An 18379-nucleotide genomic window follows, 5' to 3' on the forward strand; every position below is an offset into this window, starting at 1 on the left:
GGTCGCGGAGCGGGGGCCCCTGCCGTGCCGGCCGTTCGGCCCGGGTCAGCCGTGCCAGGTGCGCGGGCGCAGCGGCAGCCCGGAGGCACCGGACTCCGGTGCGCGGATCGCCAGGACCTGGTTGACGCCGATCCGGTTGCGTTCGAAGGCGAGCGCCGAGGCGGCCATGTACAGCCGCCAGACGCGGGCACGGCCGGGGCTGGTGAGGCGGACCGCGTGGTCCCAGTCCGCCTCCAGGTTGGCCACCCAGCGGCGCAGGGTGCGGGCGTAGTGCTCCCGGATGGACTCCACGTCCCGCACCTCGAACCCGGCGCGCTCCAGCTGGGTGACGGTGCTGCCGATCGGTGCCAGTTCGCCGTCCGGGAAGACGTAGGCGTCGATGAACGGGTCCACCCGGTACGACGATTCGTCGTGCTGGGGGCGGCGGGCGATCTGGTGGTTGAGCAGCCGCCCGCCGGGCTTCAGCAGGCCGTACAGCTGCTGCGCGTACTCCAGATAGCGTTCGGCGCCGACGTGCTCGGCCATGCCGATGGAGGAGATCGCGTCGAAGGGGCCGTCCGTGACGTCCCGGTAGTCCTGGACCCGGATCTCCACCCGGTCGGTCAGCCCCTCGTCGGCGACGCGCTTACGGGCGTACGCCGCCTGCTCCTGCGACAGCGTGACCCCGACGACGCTCACGCCGTGCTCGCGGGCCGCGTGGATGGCCATCGAGCCCCACCCGCAGCCGACGTCCAGCAGCCGCTGTCCCGGTGTCAGGCCGAGCTTGAGGCTGATGAGTTCGAGCTTGTCGCGCTGGGCGCTCTCCAGAGTTCCGCCGTCCTCCCAGTAAGCGCATGAATAGACCATGGACGGGCCGAGGACGAGCTCGTAGAAGTCGTTGCCGACGTCGTAGTGGTGGCTGATGGCCCGCTTGTCGGTGCGCCGGGTGTGCAGGTTCCGGCGCGGCCTGCGGGCCTCCTCGCGCGGCGGGGCGGGCGGGATCGGCGGCCCCGCCAGCTTCAGCAGCTCACGGACGGCGGCCCGTACGGCGGGGTCGCGCACGGACTCGATCAGACCGCGGGCGTCCTCCCCGCGCTCCCACAACAGACCCGCCATCGCGTCCAGTGCGGTGTACAGGTCTCCCTCGATCTCCAGGTCGCCGGAGACCCAGGCGCGGGCGACACCCAGCTCGCCCGGCTTGAACAGCATGCGGCGCAGGGCGCGGCGGTTGCGCACGACGAGCGCCGGCGCGTCCGGCGGCCCGGCCTGCGAACCGTCCCAGGCCCGCAGGCGGACCGGGAGCGGGACTCCCAGCAACTGCTCGGCAAGACTCCTCAGCCGCGATGCGGCGTCGGCCATGACGCACACCTCCAAGACGACGATCCCGGATGCCGGTTACCAGGTAAACACCGCTGACCACTGAAAGTAGTCCCGCAGGCCGTTTTTCCCGGAAAAGCCCGAAGGACCCCCCGCACCACGGATGGCGGGAGGTCCTTCGGATCGGTCGGCGACCGGGGGAGGTCAGGAGGCCTTGGCCTTCGCCCCGGTCTTGTCGGCCGTGCTCGCGGCGGCGACCGGCGCGGGCTTGGCGGCCTCGTAGAACTCCTCGCGCGGGTTCTCCATGGCGCCCAGGGAGACGACCTCGCGCTTGAGGAACATGCCGAGCGTCCAGTCGGCGAAGACGCGGATCTTGCGGTTCCAGGTCGGCATCGCCATGCCGTGGTAGCCGCGGTGCATGTACCAGGCGAGGCGGCCCTTGAGCTTGATCTTCATCTTGCCCATGACGATCATCGCCACGCCCTTGTGCAGGCCGAGACCGGCGACCGCACCCTTGTTGGCGTGCTCGTAGTTCTTCTGCGGGAAGCCCCGCATGCCGGAGACCACGTTGTCGCCGAGGACGCGGGCCTGGCGCAGCGCGTGCTGGGCGTTCGGCGGGCACCAGGCGTTCTCGTTGCCCGCCTTGCGGCCGACGAGGTCCGGCACCTGGGCGTTGTCGCCGGCGGCCCAGATGTAGTCCGTGCCCTTGACCTGGAGGGTGGGCTCGCAGTCGACGTGGCCGCGCGGGCCGAGCGGCAGACCGAAGCGGGAGAGGGCCGGGTTCGGCTTGACGCCGGCGGTCCACACGATCGTGTTCGAGTCGACCTCGAGGCCGTTCTTCAGCACCACGTGGCCGTCGACGCAGGAGTCCATCGAGGTGGAGAGGTAGATCTCCACACCGCGGCCCTCCAGGTGCTCCTTGCCGTACTGGCCGAGCTTGGGGCCGACCTCGGGCAGGATCTTGTCGGCGGCGTCGACCAGGATGAAGCGCATGTCCTCACGGGACACGTTCTTGTAGTACTTGGCCGCGTCCCGGGCCATGTCCTCGACCTCGCCGATGGTCTCCGCGCCCGCGAAGCCACCGCCGATGAAGACGAAGGTGAGCGCCTTGCGGCGGATCTCCTCGTCGGTGGTCGAGTCGGCCTTGTCGAGCTGCTCGAGGACGTGGTTGCGCAGGCCGATGGACTCCTCGATGCCCTTCATGCCGATGCCCTGCTCGGCGAGGCCGGGGATCGGGAAGGTGCGGGAGACCGCGCCGAGCGCGATGACGAGGTAGTCGAAGGGCAGCTCGTACGCCTCGCCCACCAGCGGGGCGATCGTGGCGACCTTGCGGTCCTGGTCGATGGTGGTGACCCGGCCGGTGAGGACCTCCGCCTTCGGCAGCACGCGTCGCAGCGGCACGACGACATGGCGAGGGGAGATGTTGCCGGCGGCGGCTTCGGGGAGGAAGGGCTGGTAGGTCATGTACGACCGGGGGTCGACGACCGTGACGGTCGCCTCGCCGTAGCGCATCTTCTTGAGAATGCGCCGAGCTGCGTACAGGCCTACGTACCCACCGCCTACTACGAGGATCCTGGGACGCTCCGTGGTGCTCATGCCATCGAGTATCCCCCTGCCTCGGAGGGGTCGCTCGTGCGCCCCTTCACAAGCTCCGGCAGGGCCTGTGCTACACTCCGCGGCTCGCGTGACGCAGATCATGACGGGCGAAGGGAACCGCAGCACCCTCGGAGCCGTTGTCAATGCCGCGTGAGCTGCCTCTCTCGGCCGCAAGCCGGTGTGTGAGCGCTTCGCAACACCTCCGTCGCCACGCGATCCGCAGGTGTCGCACGACCCTCATCTGAACATGTTCAAAGGCGTCTTGGGCCCCCGAAAGGGCCAACGGACACCCTTCTGTGACCCGACCGGGCCGAATTCCTTGTGAAGAACTTCACGAACTTTTCCGGTGCGGTTGCGACAGAGGGGCCCCGAAGGGCCCCTCACCACCGCTCAAACGTTATCCGACCTGCTCAGCAGGCGGCTACCCGCGAGTAACAAAAGAGAGCTACGCCACCGACCACGCGATGCCGTCGAGGATGTCGTGCTCGCTGACGACGACCTCCTCGGCGCCGATCCGCTCCATGATCGCGAGCAGGACCAGGGCACCCGCGCCGATGACGTCGACCCGGCCGGGGTGCATCGACGGGACCGCGGCGCGCTCCGCGTGCGTCGAGCGCAGCAGCCACGCGGTGATCTCACGGACGCGGTCGCGGGAGATCCGGGAGTGGTGGATGCGCGCGGAGTCGTACTCGGGCAGCTCCTGGGCGATCGCGGAGACGGTGGTGACCGAGCCGGCCAGGCCCACCAGGGTGTGCGCCTCGCGCAGCGGGACCGTCTGCTCCGCGAGGTCCAGGGCGGCCTCGATGTCGGCCCTCATCGCGGCGATCTGCTCCTCGGTGGGCGGGTCGGCGACCTTGCCGTCGTGCACCAGGTGACGTTCCGTCATCCGCACGCAGCCGACGTCCACCGAACGCGCCGCCCGGACATGGTCGTCACCGACGACGAACTCGGTGGAACCGCCGCCGATGTCCACGACGAGGTAGGGCCTGGTGAGGTCGTCCCGCCCCGTCAGCTCCCTGGTCGCGCCGGTGAAGGAGAACTCCGCCTCCTGGTCGCCGCTGATGACCTCCGGCTCGACCCCGAGGATGTCCAGCACGCCGCGCACGAAGTCGTCCCGGTTCTCGGCGTCGCGGGAGGCGGAGGTGGCCACGAAACGCAGCCGCTCGGCACCGTGCTCCTTGATCACGGCCGCGTACTCACGGCAGGCCGCGAACGTGCGCTCCAGCGCCTCCGGGGCGAGCCGGCCGGTGCGGTCGACGCCCTGGCCGAGCCGCACGATCGTCATCCGGCGGTCCAGCTCGACGAGTTCGCCGGTGCCGGGGTGCACATCGGCGACCAGCAGGCGGATGGAGTTCGTACCGCAGTCGACGGCGGCGACCCGCGTCACTTCTCGTCCCCCTCGGTGTGCTGGAGCGTCACACAGGCACCCTTGCTCCACCACTCCGGCAGCATGGCGATCGCCTCGTCGCCGAGCGGGTTCACGCCGGGGCCGGCGGCCAGCGAGTGGGCCACCAGGACGTGCAGGCACTTGACCCGGTCCGGCATACCGCCCGCGCTCGGGAAGCCCGTCAGCTCCTCGATCTCGTCCCGGCGCCGGACGTAGTCCTCGTGCGCGGCCCGGTAGGCGGCGGCCAGCTCGGGGTCCGTCTGCAGCCGCTCGGACATCTCCTTCATCACGCCGTTCGCCTCCAGCGTGCCGATGGCGGAGGACGCCTTCGGGCACGTGAGGTAGTACAGCGTCGGGAAGGGTGTGCCGTCGGGCAGCCGCGGTGCGGTCTCCACGACGTCCGGCTGGCCGCACGGGCAACGGTGCGCGATGGCCCGCAGGCCCCGCGGCGGGCGGCCGAGCTGCTGCTTGAAGGCCTCGACGTCCGCGTCGGTGGGCTCGGTGCGCGAAGTCGGCGGCGGGGGCGTTTCCATGGCTGCTCTTCGAAGGCTTTCTGTCGGTCACGGCCAAAGGCCGGAGTTACTGCTCACTGGTCGGAGGCGTCGGACTTGTCGACCCCGTCCCAGACGTTCGCGTACCAGGGCCGGTGGGCGGCCCCGAGGTCGGCGCGGGACTGCTGGGCCGTGCCCGGGTCGACGACCACGTACCCGGTCTCGCCGGGCTTCACATAGTGCAGCCGGCGCCGGATCTGCTGCTCGGCGTAGGAGTCGTCCTGCCAGCGTGCCTTGAGGTCGCGCAGCTGCTCCACCCGCTTGCGGGCCTGGTCCTGCTGCCGCTGGAGGTCGGCGATCTCCGCGCGCTGGGAGACGTACTGCCGCATCGGGTAGGCGAGCGCGACGATCATCGAGCACAGCACCAGCGCGAGCAGCGCCGCCCGGCCGGTGAGCCGGGAGCGACGGGCCTGCCGCTTGGTCTGGGAGCGGTAGACCCGGGCCGCCGTCTGCTCGCCGAGCAGCCGCAGCCTGGTCGCGGTGGAGAAACGGTCCCGGTCCTTCACGGCCATGTGGCTCTCCCGCCTCCCCTTGCCCTGCGCTTCACACACGTGCGTACGTCCCCGGACACGGTACGGGACCGGGTACGGGGACGTACGTATGACTGGCTAAGACTTAGCCCAGGTTGCGTCAGCCCTTGGAGACCTCGATGTGGCCGCGGAAGCGCGGGAACGCGCTGCGGCCCGCGTACACCGCGGCGTCGTCGAGGATCTCCTCGATGCGCAGCAGCTGGTTGTACTTGGCGACGCGCTCGGAGCGGGCCGGGGCGCCGGTCTTGATCTGGCCGCAGTTGGTGGCGACGGCGAGGTCGGCGATGGTGACGTCCTCGGTCTCGCCGGAGCGGTGGGACATCATGCACTTGAAGCCGTTGCGCTGGGCCAGCTCGACGGCGTCCAGGGTCTCGGTCAGCGAGCCGATCTGGTTGACCTTGACCAGCAGGGCGTTGGCGGTGCCCTCCTCGATGCCGCGGGCCAGGCGCTCCGGGTTGGTGACGAACAGGTCGTCGCCGACCAGCTGGACCTTGTCGCCCAGACGGTCGGTGATGACCTTCCAGCCGGCCCAGTCGTCCTCGAACAGCGGGTCCTCGATGGAGACGAGCGGGTAGGCCGCCACGAGCTCCTCGTAGTACTCCGTCATCTCGGCGGCGGAGCGCTCCTTGCCCTCGAAGAGGTACGTGCCGTCCTTGTAGAACTCGGAGGCGGCCACGTCGAGCGCGAGGGCGATCTGCTGGCCGGGGACGTAGCCGGCCTCCTTGATCGCCTCAAGGATGAGGTCGAGGGCCTCACGGTTGGAGCCGAGGTTCGGGGCGAAGCCGCCCTCGTCGCCCAGACCGGTGGACAGGCCCTTGCTCTTCAGGACCTTCTTCAGGGTGTGGTAGACCTCGGTGCCCCAGCGCAGCGCCTCGGAGAAGGACTCCGCGCCGATCGGGGCGATCATGAACTCCTGGATGTCCACGTTGGAGTCCGCGTGCGAGCCGCCATTGAGGATGTTCATCATCGGCACCGGCAGCAGGTGCGCGTTCGGGCCGCCCAGGTAGCGGAAGAGGGGGAGGTCGGAGGCCTCGGAGGCGGCGTGGGCGACGGCGAGGGAGACACCGAGGATGGCGTTGGCGCCGAGGGAGCCCTTGTTGTCGGTGGCGTCCAGGTCGAACATGGCCTGGTCGATCAGGCGCTGCTCGGTGGCGTCGTAGCCGACCAGCTCCGGGCCGATCTGCTCGATGACGGCGAGGACGGCCTTCTCGACGCCCTTGCCCTGGTAACGGTTGGGGTCACCGTCGCGCAGCTCGATGGCCTCGAAGGCGCCGGTCGAGGCGCCGGACGGGACGGCGGCACGACCCGTGCTGCCGTCGTCGAGGCCGACCTCGACCTCGACCGTGGGGTTGCCTCGGGAGTCCAGGATTTCCCGGGCTACGACGACGTCGATGGACGGCACGAGCATCTCCTTCTTGGATGTGACGCTGGAAGTGCGGGGCTTGCTGCCTTACGGCTGCGCCTTGCGACTAGAGCCTAACCGTCTCCGGGGGATCGGCCACCGACCGACCGTCCCGTGGACGGGGAGGACACGCAGACGGTACCCATTGTTCACGTGCGGAACAAAGGGTGGATGCAGAGGGCACACAGAAAAGGCGAGCGGCGCACGGAAAAGGCGGGGCGCAGAAAAGACCCCGCCCCGGCGCGTACGGGGGAACACGCGCCGGGGCGGGGAGCCCGTGGGGACGGAGGGCGGACCCGAAGGCCGCTGTCGCTTACTTCAGGTGCAGCTGCTGGCCCGGGTAGATGAGGTTGGCGTCCTCGACGATGTCCTTGTTCAGCTTGAACAGCTTCTGCCAGCCGCCGGCGACGTGGTGCTTCTCGGCGATGGTGCTGAGGGTGTCGCCCGTGACGACCTTGTACTCGCCGTCGCCCTTCTTGACCTTCTTGCCGGTCGGGGTGGTGACGGTCTTGCTCGCGGACGGGGCCGTGCGCTCGGCGGAGCGGGAGGCGGCCTGCTGGTCGGAGCGCGTGGTGGTGCTGGGCGCGGTGGTCTTCGACGAGGTGGTGTTCGAAGTGGTGCTGGGCGCGGAGCCGTTGTAGGCGGCGCTCGACAGGCCCGTGCCGCAGACCGGCCAGGCGCCCTTGCCCTGCGCGGCGAGGACCTTCTCGGCGACGGCTATCTGCTGCGCCTTGGTGGCCTGGTTGGCCTGCGGGGCGTAGGCGGTGCCGCCGTACGCGGCCCAGGTGGAGGCGGAGAACTGCAGACCGCCGTAGAAGCCGTTGCCGGTGTTGATGGACCAGTTGCCGCCCGACTCGCACTGGGCGACCGCGTCCCACTCGGAGGCGGTGGCGGCGGAGGCGTTGCCGGCCGCCATCAGCGGGGCGGCGACGGCGGCGCCGGTGACACCGGCGAGCGTGATGGCGCGGACGGCCTTGGACGGACGACGGTGCTTGCCCTTGCCGGAGAACAGCATGGATCGATCCCCTCACCGACGCCTGCGAGGTGAGCTGTCGGGTTCGGGCCGGTTGAGTTGCCCGGCCGCACGCTCGCTTGCGCGAGGTGCGGCTTCACCCCCAGCCGGTGCCGGCGTCAACCGCCGGGACCGGCACTTACCTTGGGTCCCCCGCTCCTGCCCACGGCGCTTGACGCGACGACTGTTCCCGGGCAACCGCTGGCAGGATTCGGCGTTGCGACTGCCGGGGCTCGTGGTGACGAGCGGTCCTGACCGTAGACACGTGATCGGGGGAATTTCAAAGACGATCAGGGCTTCTGAGACTCATCCCACACTTTCACCGAATCGGACATCAACGGCGAAACAGGGCGTCAACTGCCGCTACTTTGCACCCTTTTCGGAACCGACTTCCAGGGTCTGACCGGCGGTGATGTGGTTCGGGTCGGCGCCGATGACGCCCTTGTTCCCGTCGTAGAGCGCATGCCATCCGCCGTCGACGCCCAGGGAGTCGGCGATGGAGGCGAGGGTGTCCCCCTCGCGCACGGTGTAGGTGTCCGCCGCACGGCCGGCATGACGGCCGGAAGAGGGGGCGCTCTGACCGTTTGTCACGCTTTCGTCCGCACTGTCACCGCGGTGACGTCCGCCACTGCTGAGCGCGCCGGTGTCGACCAGACTCCAAGAACCGGCGGGCTGCTGGTAATTGTCCGATTCGTCGGTACCGGGGGTTGCCGTCGGCGAGCTGTCGCCGCCCTGCGAGTCGCCATTGCCGGACGAGCCGGGCGTGTCGGTCTTGTCGGACTTGGGGTTGCCGGTTCCGGTGGGGCCGCCGGTCGCGTCCGGGGTCTTCGTGGCGTGGTGGCTCTGGTGCGGAGACGGCGAGGCGCCGGAACCCGAGGGGGAGCCGGAGGAATCGGGGCCCGAGGAATCCGGACCGGAGGAGTCCGAACCGGAGGCGGAGTTGGCGCCCGAGTCGGTGCCCGAGTGAGAACCGGAACCGGATCCGGAGCCGGTCCCGGAGTTGGACGCGGACGAATCCGGCAGACCGGACGAGTCGGAGCTGCCGGCCGAGCCGGAGGTGTCACCCGGGCCACCGGTGTCACCCGACCCACCGGTGTCGCCGGGGTTGCCGACGCCGGTGTCGACATCGACCGAACCGGAGTCGGAGGTCAGTCCGGAGAGCACGGCGCAGGTGGCCCACGGCCTGGTGCCCTGGTCGGCCAGGATCTTCTCGGCGACGGCTATCTGCTGCGAGCGGCTGGCCTGGTCGGCGCTGTCGGCGTACTGCGTGCCGCCGTACTTGCCCCAGTCGTCCAAGGAGATCTGCAGGCCGCCGTAGTAGCCGTTCCCGGTGTCCGCGCTCCAGGAACCGCCGCTCTCGCACTCGGCGACCTTGTCCCAGGTGGTGCCGTCGGCCGCGTTGGCACTCGCGGCGCCGAGCAGCGGGATCGCGATGGCCGAGCCGGTCACTCCGGCTGCGACGAGGAGGGCCGGAGCCTGACGGGGGCGACGGTGACGACCGTTCCCGGAGAGCATGCGGAAGCCTTTCGTGCGACAGCAGGACCGGCGCGGCGCGCTGAAATCCTTCGCCACGCTGATGGGTGAACGTATCGGCAGACGATCACTTGTCACAAGTTAATGCCGCGCAGATCACGTGAAGATCACAAAGTTGAATGCCCTTCACGTTCAGCCTTCCGCTGCTGTGCCGGCCGCCGGGGTGAACTCGACCGGCAGGGTGCGCAGGCCGCGCATGATGAGCCCGCCGCGCCAGCGCAACTCCTCCGGGTCCACGGCGAGCCGCAGGTCGGGCAGCCGGGTGAGCAGGGTGGCGAGCGCGGTCTGGCCCTCCAGCCGGGCGAGCGGCGCGCCGAGGCAGTAGTGGATGCCGTGGCCGTAGCCGAGGTGCTGGTTGTCGCGGCGGGCGAGGTCCAGGACGTCCGGGTCGGAAAACCGCTCCGGGTCCCGGTCGGCCGCCGCGAGCACCACGAGCACCGGGTCCCCCGGCGCGATGTCCTGTCCGCCGATGGTGAGCGGCTCGGTGGCGAACCGCCAGGTGGCCAGCTCCACCGGGCCGTCGTAGCGCAGGAGTTCCTCCACCCCGGTCTCCAGCAGCTCCCTCTTCCCCTCGGCCAGGCAGTCCTGCAGCCGCGCACGCTGCCCGGGGTGGGTGAGCAGGGCGTAGGTGCCGTTGCCGATGAGGTTGACGGTCGTCTCGAAGCCGGCGAACAGCAGGATGAACGCCATCGCCGCGGCCTCGTTCTCGGTGAGGTGCTCGCCGTGGTCGGAGGCCCGGATGAGGCCGGAGATGAGGTCCTCACCGGGCGCGGGCTCGGCGGGCAGCGCCTCGCGCTTCCTGTGGATCAGCTCGGCGAGGTAGCCGCGCATCTTCTTGACGGACCGGGCGACCCCGCCCCGCGGCCCTCCGCCGTGCCGGATCATCATGCCCGCCCAGTCCCGGAAGTCGTCCTGGTCCTCGCGCGGGACACCGAGCAGGTCGCAGATGGCGTAGATGGGCAGCGGGAACGCGAACTCGTGGATGAGGTCGGCCGAGCCGGTCGCGGCGAACCGGTCGATGAGACGGTCGGTCAGCTCCTGCACCCGGGGCGCGAACTCGGCGACCCGGCGCGGGGTGAACGCCTTGCTGACCAGCCGGCGCAGCCGGGTGTGGTCCGGCGGGTCGATGTTCAGCAGATGGGTCATCAGCTCGGCCTTGCGCTCGCCGGGGATGCCGGTCTTGCCCTTGGCGTGCGCGGGCTCGTCGTGATGTGCCGGGTTCTTGCTCAGCCGCTGGTCGGCCAGCGCCTGCCTGGCGTCGGCGTACCGGGTGACCAGCCAGGCCTCGACCCCGCTGGGCAACCGTGTCCGGTGCACCGGCGCGTGCTCGCGCAGCCAGGCGTAGGCGGGGTAGGGGTCGGTGGCGAACTCCCAGGTGAACAGGGCCGGAGCGGAGTCCGGGGCGGAGTCCGTGGTGGAGCCGGGGGCGGTCCGGGGATGGTGCTGGTCGGTCACTCCCCGACCGTATCCGCACCCGGGTGGGCCTCCGCGTCCCGGTGGCCGTCGCGGGCCGCGCGTATCGCCTCGGTCCCGGCACCCTCCGCCTCCCGTATCGCGTCCCGGTAGGCCCGCGCCGCCGCCCGCAGGGCCGCCTCCGGGTCCACACCGTCCGCCTCGGCACGGACCGCCAGGGCGAGCAGTTCGTAGCCGATGCCCTCGCCGCGCGGCAGGCGGACGTCGAGGCCGGCCGTCCGGGCGCGGGAGGCGAGCTTGGCGGCGAGGGCCAGTCCGGGCTGGCCGAGCGGAACGCCCTCCGTGACCGATGTGCGCTGCTTCTCCTCGGCCTTGGTGCGCAGCCAGTGCTCCTTGACGTCCTCCGGCGTCTCGGCCTTCTCGTCACCGAAGACATGCGGGTGCCGGTGGACGAGCTTGGCGACGATGCCGCTGGCCACGTCGTCGACGGAGAACGGCGCCTCCGGGTGCTCCTCGGCGATCCGGGCGTGGAAGACGACCTGGAGCAGGACGTCACCCAGCTCCTCGCGCAGCTCCTCCCGGTCGCCGGCCTCGATCGCCTCGACCAGCTCGTACGCCTCCTCGATGCCGTACTTGGCGAGGCCCTCGTGGGTCTGCCGGGACGACCAGGGGCATTCGGCGCGAATGCGGTCCATGACCTGCACGAGGTCCAGCAGGCGGGCGCCGGGCAGGTCGTAGGAGGCCGGCAGCAGCTCCAGCTCCGGCATGGAGACGCGGCCGGAGCCGGCCAGCCGGGCCAGGCCGTCGGTGAGCGCGGGCTCTCCCTCACCGGTGGCCACGACCACCACGGTCCGCCCTCCCGCGCAGGCGTCGACCAGCTCCTGCGCGGTGGGGGACGCCTCCTGCACGGCTGTTCCGGCCTCGCGCAGATACGGCAGCTGCGGGTGCGCCCCGTCCGCGCACAGCACGGCATCGGCGGCGCGCAGGACCTGCCAGGCGGGCCAGGACAGCAGGCCGGGGGCGACGCGGTGGCTGGTGGTGAGCAGGACGATGCGGCCGGGGTCGGGCGTGGCGGCGAGGTCGGAGCTGGATGCGTTCACGATCCGAACGTAACCCACGGCGGGAGGGAGCGGATCGGGTTGTCCACAGGGCGGGGGTGATCGTGTGATCGTATGACTGATGCGTTGCCCTCGAACGTACTCGTCCGGCGGCGACCGGGCCGGCCGTGCTAGGCCGTCACCGGCTGCCCGCCGTCCGCCGCCGTGACCTCCCGCACCCACGGCGTCCCGGCGTCCACCCGGCTGCTCTTCTGCACGTCCCACGTGCCGTAGCGCGGGTTGAGGTCGACCCGGAGCTCCTGGGAGGCCTTCGACAGAGCCTTCCAGAAGTCGGGCCGGCTGGTGTCGGTGCCGAGCTTCCCTGCCAGCTTCTGCGCCTCCAGCTGGAGGCGCAGGTTCTCGTCGAGGTGGGCCGGGGCGATGCCGTACTTCTGCAGCCAGGCGGTCTGAAGCCCCTTGGCACCGCCGGCCTGCTCCTGAAGGCCGGTGCGCATCCGCTGGACCTCCTTACGGGTCACCGTGATGCCCTCGTCCTGCGCGGCACGGTGCAGCACCCGGTCGAGGACCATGTTGTGCAGGGTGTCCCGGGTGAGGCTGCTGGTGGAGGCGAGGACCTGCTGGTACTGGGTCTCGTCCGGCACCGCGGCCCGCTGTGCCCTGCGGACCTCGTCGACCCGGCTCTCCAGCTGGGCAACAGTGATCCGCTGCCCTCCGACGACGGCTGCGGCGCCCGGGTGCGCGTCGCTTCCGCAGGCGGTCAGCAGGGGTGCCGCGGCGGCGATCGCGGCGGTGAGGACGAGCGCGGTGCGGCGGCGGTGCAAGGAGACCTCCAAGGGGAGATTGTGCGACGGTGCACAAAGTCTTGCGGTGATCGATGGTAGGCAGTGGGCGGGCCGGGGCCAACCCATTCGACCAACGATTCGCACCCGCTGGAGGCACCGCCGCACCCCCCGCACCCACCGCATCGGCTCAGCCGGTGGCACACGCCCTGTTCGCGCTGTCGTACGCGCTAACCGCGCACCTGTCCGAGCCACTGCAGGGTGCGCCGGATCTCCAGGGCCATCGGGTGACCGGGGCCGTGCAGCCGCTCCAGGTCCATCAGCAGCCGGGCCAGGGTGTCGTGGGCGGACGGCCGGTCGCCGAGGGCGAGCAGCAGATGGCCGATGCGCCGGCGGACGTCGTGGGCGAGCTGCGGGTCGCCGGAGACGTACTGGTTCTCGTAGTACGGCAGCAGCGCGCGGTACTCGGCGAGCGCCGCCGCCGGCTCGCCCAGCTGCTCCAGGCACTGCGCGGCCTCGTAGCGGTAGCGCAGGGACTGCGGGTCGGCGTGGCCGGCCTCGGCGGCGCGTTCGTCGGCGAGCCGGCGCAGTTCGGGCAGCGCGCGCCGGTACTGGCCGTCGTCCATGAGCGTCGCCGCGTACTGCTTGCGCAGCGTGCGCACCACCGGGGAGTGTTCGCCGTGCTGTTCGGCGGCGGCGGGCAGGATCGCGCCCAGGATGTCCACGGCCTGGGTGATGCGCCCCTCCCCCAGCAGGCGCTTGACCTCGTCCACGGCCGCGGCGACGTCCGGCTTCTCGGCCACCGGCGGCGCCGGCGCGACGGGGGCGGGCCGGGGCGCGGGGGTCCGCGCACGGTCCGGCCAGGGGGCGTGCGGGCGCAGGAAGGGGCGCGTGGGGTCCAAGGGCGCCCCGGTGGGCGTCCCGCGCGCGGGCAGGAGCGCCGCCAGGTCCTCGTACACCTCCTGCGCGGAGCCCGGCCGGTGCTGCGGGTCCTTGGCGAGCAGCCGCAGGACGAGTGTCTCCAGCGCCTCGGGGACCTCGGGGCGGATCCGGCGCACGGGCACCGGGGGCTCGTACAGGTGCCGGTGCAGCACACCGAGCGCCGTGGAGCCCGCGAACGGCACGTCACCGCTGAGCAGTTCGTGCATCAGCACACCGAGCGCGTACAGGTCGGTGTACGGGCCGACCGCGCCGCCCATCGCCTGCTCCGGCGCCATGTAGGCGGGCGAGCCGATCGGGGAGCCGGTGTGGGTGAGGCGGGTGGTGTCGGTGTCCATGACGGACGCCACGCCGAGGTCGAGCACGGTGACCGTGCCGTCCTGCTTCACCATCACGTTGCGCGGCTTGAGGTCGCGGTGCACGATCGGCACCGCGTGCACGGCGCTCAGCACGGCGCACAGCTGCGCGGCCACCGCGACCGCCCACGGCCACGGGTACGGATCGTGCTCGGCGAGATGGTCGGACAGGTCGGCGCCGTCGACGTACTGCATGACGAGGAACAGCTCCTCGCCCTCACTGCCCGCGTCGTGCACGGTCACCAGACCGGGGTGGTCCACCTGCGCGGTCACCCGGCACTCGCGCAGGAAGCGGCGGCGCAGCTCGTCCGCCTCCTGGCCCGCCACCTTGTCGGGGCGCAGCAGCTTCACCGCCACGCGCCGGTCCAGCCGCCGGTCGTACGCCGTCCACACCTGGCCCATGCCGCCCTGTCCGATGAGCGTGGACAGTTCGTACCGGCCGGCGACGACTCGTCCTGTCGCCACGCTCACCTTCCGCCCTCGTGGCTGTCGGGCCGGCCGTCATGCTTGCGCAGATAGTCGCTCAGCTCGTCCAGTTCGGCGCGTACCTGCTCGATATGGGTGGGCGCCGGGCGCTGCGGCGGCTGGGGCACGGGCGTGCGCGGTATCGGGGGCGGCGTGTGCGGGACGGCCGGGGCCGGGGGAAACGGCGTGTCGTGGCCCGCTCGGCCGATCGGCACGGCCGGGGCGGGCGCCGCCGTGTACGGGTGCGCGGGGCCCGGGTAGCCGTACCCGGCCTGCGCCGGCCGCTGTGCCGCGTACGACTGCTGCCGCAGCATGAAGTGCCGGATGTCCGCGGCGAGGTAGTACGCGATCGCGGCCACCAGCGTGCCGAGCAACAGGAACATGCCGAAGTAGCCGCCCGGGGTGTGCACGTCGTCACCGGACTCGGTGCCTATCAGCACCAGGCTGAGGATGTCGGCGACCAGCGCGGCGACGAACAGGCCCCAGTCCAGCGACCGTCGCGTGACGATCGCCAGCCGCAGCAGCATCACCCAGGCCAGCAGGCCGACGCTGAAAAACCCGGTCGCCACGAACAGCACACGCAGCAGAACCAGCCACGCGGTGTGCGGCGGCCGCTTCACCGGCTGTCCGTAGCCGAGGCCTTGCATGACTGCTCCTGATGCCTGATGTGGGCGTACGTGTCCGCCCGGCGCGTTCCGCCGGGCGGAGGACGCCGGTCGTGCGATTGTCGCTTCGAGCATATGACCCGACACGGACAAGGACACGGACAAGCGTCCCGGCTGTACCGAACCGTTGTCCTGCGCGCTCCGTCGGCGGGCGGTCAGTCGGGCGCCACCGTACCGTCGGTGAGGCCGTCGTACATCCCGCGCACGAGCTGCTCCCCGAGCCGGCTCGTATGGCGCAGCGCCCGCTCGAACTCGTCGAGTGCGCGGAAACGCGCGCCGTAGCGCCCCTGTTCGTCCAGCGGGAGCCGGGGCAGCTGCAGGCGGCGCACGTCCAGCCGGGTCGCGGTGGAGGCGTAGCTGCTGGCCTGCCGGTTGTTCGCGGTGCCGCGCAGGAAGCCGGCGAGGAACCACGGGTCGAGCGCCGTGCGATCGGGGCGCAGGAGCACGAGGTTGCGCCCCAGGGCGGCGCCCCCCGTCGCCTCATCGATCACGCGCGCCACCGAGCCGCCGCCCAGCACCGGTACGACGACGTCACCCGGCTCGGTCAGCACCGCCTCCTCCTCGCTCTCCGGAAGCGTCCCGGACGGCGCCGAGCCGGCGAGGACGTCATGGTCGGTGAGCACGGGCACGCGCGCGTGGCCGCCGTTTCCGCCGGTGCGCATCACCAGCGCGCCCCCGCGCGCGAGTTCACCGATGGTGGTGAGCGGCCAGCGCGCGCCCGGCGCGGGCGCGGCGGGCGGCGGAGTGAGGCCGGCGGTCAGGCGCAGGGTCGCACCGAGGCGCTCGCGCACCGCCGTGAGCTGCTCCGCCCCGTCGGCCACGGCCGCCGGCGGCAGATGGCGGGCGGGGGCGAGGTCGACGTCGTCGTCGAGGAGTTCGATGACCGGCACGGACCGGGCAAGCCCGGGCCGCTCCGCCAGCCGTCCCGCGCGTTCGAAGGCCCGCCAGGCGTCCAGGACGGTCTCTCGCACCGCCGCCCAGTCCGGCCCGCCGCGCCCCTCCCCGGCGAACCTCCCCGAGTCCACGAGCAGCACCTCGGGCGCCGCCGGCGTCCGGTCGGGCCGGCGCAGCACCCATACGTGCAGCGGGATGTTGTACGGCGGTGCCGCCCCGACCGGCAGCGCGATCACGGCCCTGAGCGCACCCCGGCGCAGCAGGTCGGCGCGGATCCGGCGCCCGGAACGGCGGGAGGCGGCGGCCGGCGGCATGAGCAGCACGGCGAAGCCGCCGTCGGCCAGCCGGGCCAGCGCATGCTGCACCCAGGCCAGCTCGGACTCGGTGCGGGCCGGGAAGCCGTACTCCCAGCGGGGGTCGTAGGCGAGTTCGTCGTGGCCCCAGTTGCGCTCGTTGAACGGCGGATGGCACAGCACGGCGTCGGCGCGCAGCTCGGGGTGGGCGTCGGCGCGCAGGGTGTCACCGGCGGCGCCGCGCACGCCGGCCCGGGAGTGCAGCGCGAGCCGCAGCGCGGTGAGCGCGGCCAGGTCGGGCGCGCTGTCCTGGGCGTACAGCTCCTGGTCGGGGCGGGTGCCGACGGCCCGCAGCAGGGCGCCGGTGCCGCAGGCGGGGTCCAGGACGGTACGGGCGGGGCCGGCGAGGTCGGCCATGAGCTCGGCGAGGCCGGCGGGGGTCAGCGTGTACTGGCGGGGGTTGGCGTCCAGGTGCCGGCCCAGCAGGAACTCGAAGGCCTGTCGCGCCCCCAGCTCGGCGGCCAGCTCGGCCGTGCCGCGCAAGAGGGGGGCGGAGAGGAGGAGTTGAGGACCGGAGGGGGTGTGCAGGGCGGGGGCGGGGAGTGAGGTTGGGGTGGGGGCCGGGCTTGGGGCCGTGGGGGTGGCCGAGGCGTTCACAGCAGGTCCCGTGTGACCCGAGTTCACATCCGGGGCCGTAGCGGGCCCGTTCACACCGGGCAGGATTGGCCCGTCGGACGCGGCGTCCACCACGTCCTGCCCACCCGGAGTGTTCACACCCTCCGCGCCACCGGACCTGTTCACCCCCGCCCCGCGGCCCGCGGTCGGGCCGCCGTGCGCCCCGCGGCCCGGTACACCGCCGAAGCGCGCTGCCAGCACCTGCTCCAGCGCGCCCGACAGCACCGCGGCCAGGCGCGCGTCGGAACCGGCGCTCGCGTCGAGCCAGACGGTGGGGCGCTCATGGATCAGCAGGAGGACGCATCCCGCCTGCACCAGGGCGCTCAGGGGGCCCTCAGGATGTCCGACGAGCTGCTGCCAGACGCGTTCGCGCAGCGGGACCTCGGCGAGTTTGCCCTGCTTGCGCAGCCATGCCTCGACCTCGGCGAGCGCGAAGGACGGGCTGGTCTCGGTGCCGCCGACCGGCTTGGGGAAGTCGGCGTGCCGGCGCCGCCAGTTGCTCACGGCCGCCCGGCCCACCCCGGCGAGCCGGGCGATTCCGGCCGCGGTCACTTCTGTCGCGTTGTCCTGCACCGGCCCCGCTCCCCTCGTCCCGTGTGTGGACCGAGCATACCGGCGTACACAAGATCCAAGGCTTCACGGCCGTGTACAAGTCCAACCCTGTGAACAGTGTTGACTCGGTTCACAGCCTCTGCTCTTATTGACTCAGCGAACGAGCGGCCACCGGAGGGGGCGGCCGCCGCTTTGGGAGGGGATTCGCCATGGGCATGAAGGCCAAGGTCGCGCTGGGCGCCGTCGTGGGAGTCGTCGTCATCGGTGCCGTGTCCGCCAACGCCGGCAGTGACGGCAAGGACGGCGGCTCGGGCGGCAGCGGCAAGGACTCGTCCGCCTCCGCCCAGCACACGCCCGGCGGCACCAAGGGCAAGAAGAACCCGGGGGACGGCCGGGCGGCCGGGAAGCGGAAGGCAGCCATCGCCGGCGACGGCGAGTTCCAGGTCGGCTCGGACCTGAAGCCGGGCACCTACCGCACGACCGGCAACACCGACGACATGTGCTACTGGGAGCGCGCCAAGGACGCCAAGGGCGAGACGGACTCGCTGCTGGCCAACGACAACGTCACCGGCACGAGTTACGTGACCGTCAAGCCCACGGACAAGATCTTCAAGTCCAGCGGCTGCAAGGACTGGGAGGCCGTCGACCCCAAGGCGAAGGGCACGCCCGCCTCCTCGATGGACGGCGACGGAGGCATGTACAAGGTCGGCACGGACATCGCGCCGGGCACGTACAAGTCGGCCGGCAACAAGGACGACTCCTGCTACTGGGAGCGCACCAAGGACGCCGAGCACGGGCTGGACTCGATCATCGCCAACAACAACGTGACCGGCACGGCCGTCGTCACCATCAGCCCGGGCGACGCCTACTTCAAGACCACCGGCTGCGGCGACTGGAAGAAGGCCGCCTGATCCGGCCCTGAACCGGCTCCGAGCCACCCAGCACCGCCACCCCCCACCCCCAGCCCCCACCCCCCGACCCCA

General features: G+C 71.7%; 15 protein-coding genes and 1 riboswitch. Of the genes, 1 reads left to right on the forward strand and 14 read right to left on the reverse strand.

Annotated elements, in window-relative coordinates; all coding sequences use genetic code 11:
• Positions 1-45: 45 nt before the first annotated feature.
• The 14 genes from ACIGXP_RS31340 to ACIGXP_RS31405 form a co-directional block, all read right to left on the reverse strand.
• Positions 46-1338: a class I SAM-dependent methyltransferase gene (locus ACIGXP_RS31340; protein WP_399774052.1), complete on the reverse strand. Its 1293-nt coding sequence runs from the start codon at positions 1336-1338 to the stop codon at positions 46-48.
• A gap of 162 nt (positions 1339-1500) precedes the next feature.
• Positions 1501-2892 (reverse strand): NAD(P)/FAD-dependent oxidoreductase, encoded by a 1392-nt coding sequence (locus ACIGXP_RS31345; RefSeq protein ID WP_363215482.1) that lies wholly within the window; start codon positions 2890-2892, stop codon positions 1501-1503.
• A 445-nt stretch (positions 2893-3337) separates the two neighbouring features.
• Complete coding sequence (locus ACIGXP_RS31350; RefSeq protein ID WP_399774056.1) at positions 3338-4279, reverse strand: exopolyphosphatase; 942 nt, start codon at positions 4277-4279, stop codon at positions 3338-3340.
• On the reverse strand, positions 4276-4812 hold the full coding sequence (locus ACIGXP_RS31355) for a DUF501 domain-containing protein (RefSeq protein WP_399774059.1): 537 nt from the start codon (positions 4810-4812) through the stop codon (positions 4276-4278). Before ACIGXP_RS31355 ends, ACIGXP_RS31350 begins: the two co-directional genes overlap by 4 nt.
• Before the next feature lie 53 nt (positions 4813-4865).
• Positions 4866-5342, reverse strand: a complete 477-nt coding sequence (locus ACIGXP_RS31360; protein ID WP_399774062.1) for a septum formation initiator family protein — start codon at positions 5340-5342, stop codon at positions 4866-4868.
• Positions 5343-5460: 118 nt separating this feature from the next.
• Positions 5461-6768 (reverse strand): phosphopyruvate hydratase, encoded by a 1308-nt coding sequence (gene eno / locus ACIGXP_RS31365; protein ID WP_363215478.1) that lies wholly within the window; start codon positions 6766-6768, stop codon positions 5461-5463.
• A gap of 307 nt (positions 6769-7075) precedes the next feature.
• Entirely contained in the window at positions 7076-7777 is a 702-nt protein-coding gene (locus ACIGXP_RS31370) for a transglycosylase family protein (protein ID WP_363215477.1), read from the reverse strand.
• A gap of 4 nt (positions 7778-7781) precedes the next feature.
• A riboswitch (cyclic di-AMP (ydaO/yuaA leader) is annotated at positions 7782-7955 on the reverse strand.
• A gap of 182 nt (positions 7956-8137) precedes the next feature.
• Positions 8138-9289 carry a transglycosylase family protein gene (locus ACIGXP_RS31375; RefSeq protein WP_399774064.1) on the reverse strand — a complete coding sequence of 384 codons (1152 nt, stop codon included), beginning with the start codon at positions 9287-9289 and terminating at the stop codon, positions 8138-8140.
• A 150-nt stretch (positions 9290-9439) separates the two neighbouring features.
• A complete protein-coding gene (locus ACIGXP_RS31380) occupies positions 9440-10762 on the reverse strand; it encodes a cytochrome P450 (RefSeq protein ID WP_399774067.1) in 1323 nt (440 codons plus the stop codon).
• A complete protein-coding gene (locus tag ACIGXP_RS31385) occupies positions 10759-11838 on the reverse strand; it encodes a nucleoside triphosphate pyrophosphohydrolase (protein WP_399774070.1) in 1080 nt (359 codons plus the stop codon). The genes ACIGXP_RS31380 and ACIGXP_RS31385 overlap by 4 nt, the downstream gene beginning before the upstream one ends.
• A 110-nt stretch (positions 11839-11948) precedes the next feature.
• Entirely contained in the window at positions 11949-12599 is a 651-nt protein-coding gene (locus tag ACIGXP_RS31390) for a SurA N-terminal domain-containing protein (protein WP_399774270.1), read from the reverse strand.
• A 188-nt stretch (positions 12600-12787) separates the two neighbouring features.
• A complete protein-coding gene (locus ACIGXP_RS31395; protein WP_399774273.1) occupies positions 12788-14281 on the reverse strand; it encodes a protein kinase in 1494 nt (497 codons plus the stop codon).
• 38 nt (positions 14282-14319) lie between these two features.
• Positions 14320-14964, reverse strand: coding sequence for a hypothetical protein (locus tag ACIGXP_RS31400; protein WP_399774073.1), 645 nt, complete (start codon positions 14962-14964; stop codon positions 14320-14322).
• 173 nt (positions 14965-15137) lie between these two features.
• Positions 15138-17417: an N-6 DNA methylase gene (locus ACIGXP_RS31405; RefSeq protein ID WP_399774076.1), complete on the reverse strand. Its 2280-nt coding sequence runs from the start codon at positions 17415-17417 to the stop codon at positions 15138-15140.
• Positions 17418-17605: 188 nt separating this feature from the next.
• On the opposite strand from ACIGXP_RS31405, the gene ACIGXP_RS31410 reads away from it, so the two are divergent.
• Complete coding sequence (locus ACIGXP_RS31410; RefSeq protein WP_399774078.1) at positions 17606-18307, forward strand: hypothetical protein; 702 nt, start codon at positions 17606-17608, stop codon at positions 18305-18307.
• Positions 18308-18379 lie beyond the last annotated feature (72 nt).

Source organism: Streptomyces sp. NPDC053069, from assembly GCF_044546895.1.
Classification (GTDB): domain Bacteria; phylum Actinomycetota; class Actinomycetes; order Streptomycetales; family Streptomycetaceae; genus Streptomyces.

Coding starts and splice junctions, on each gene's coding strand:
- ACIGXP_RS31340 (WP_399774052.1), bottom strand. CDS start 1,338: ATGGCCGACGCCGCATCGCGGCTGAGGAGTCTTGCCGAGCAGTTGCTG.
- ACIGXP_RS31345 (WP_363215482.1), bottom strand. CDS start 2,892: ATGAGCACCACGGAGCGTCCCAGGATCCTCGTAGTAGGCGGTGGGTAC.
- ACIGXP_RS31355 (WP_399774059.1), bottom strand. CDS start 4,812: ATGGAAACGCCCCCGCCGCCGACTTCGCGCACCGAGCCCACCGACGCG.
- ACIGXP_RS31360 (WP_399774062.1), bottom strand. CDS start 5,342: ATGGCCGTGAAGGACCGGGACCGTTTCTCCACCGCGACCAGGCTGCGG.
- eno (WP_363215478.1), bottom strand. CDS start 6,768: ATGCTCGTGCCGTCCATCGACGTCGTCGTAGCCCGGGAAATCCTGGAC.
- ACIGXP_RS31370 (WP_363215477.1), bottom strand. CDS start 7,777: ATGCTGTTCTCCGGCAAGGGCAAGCACCGTCGTCCGTCCAAGGCCGTC.
- ACIGXP_RS31375 (WP_399774064.1), bottom strand. CDS start 9,289: ATGCTCTCCGGGAACGGTCGTCACCGTCGCCCCCGTCAGGCTCCGGCC.
- ACIGXP_RS31400 (WP_399774073.1), bottom strand. CDS start 14,964: ATGCAAGGCCTCGGCTACGGACAGCCGGTGAAGCGGCCGCCGCACACC.
- ACIGXP_RS31410 (WP_399774078.1), top strand. CDS start 17,606: ATGGGCATGAAGGCCAAGGTCGCGCTGGGCGCCGTCGTGGGAGTCGTC.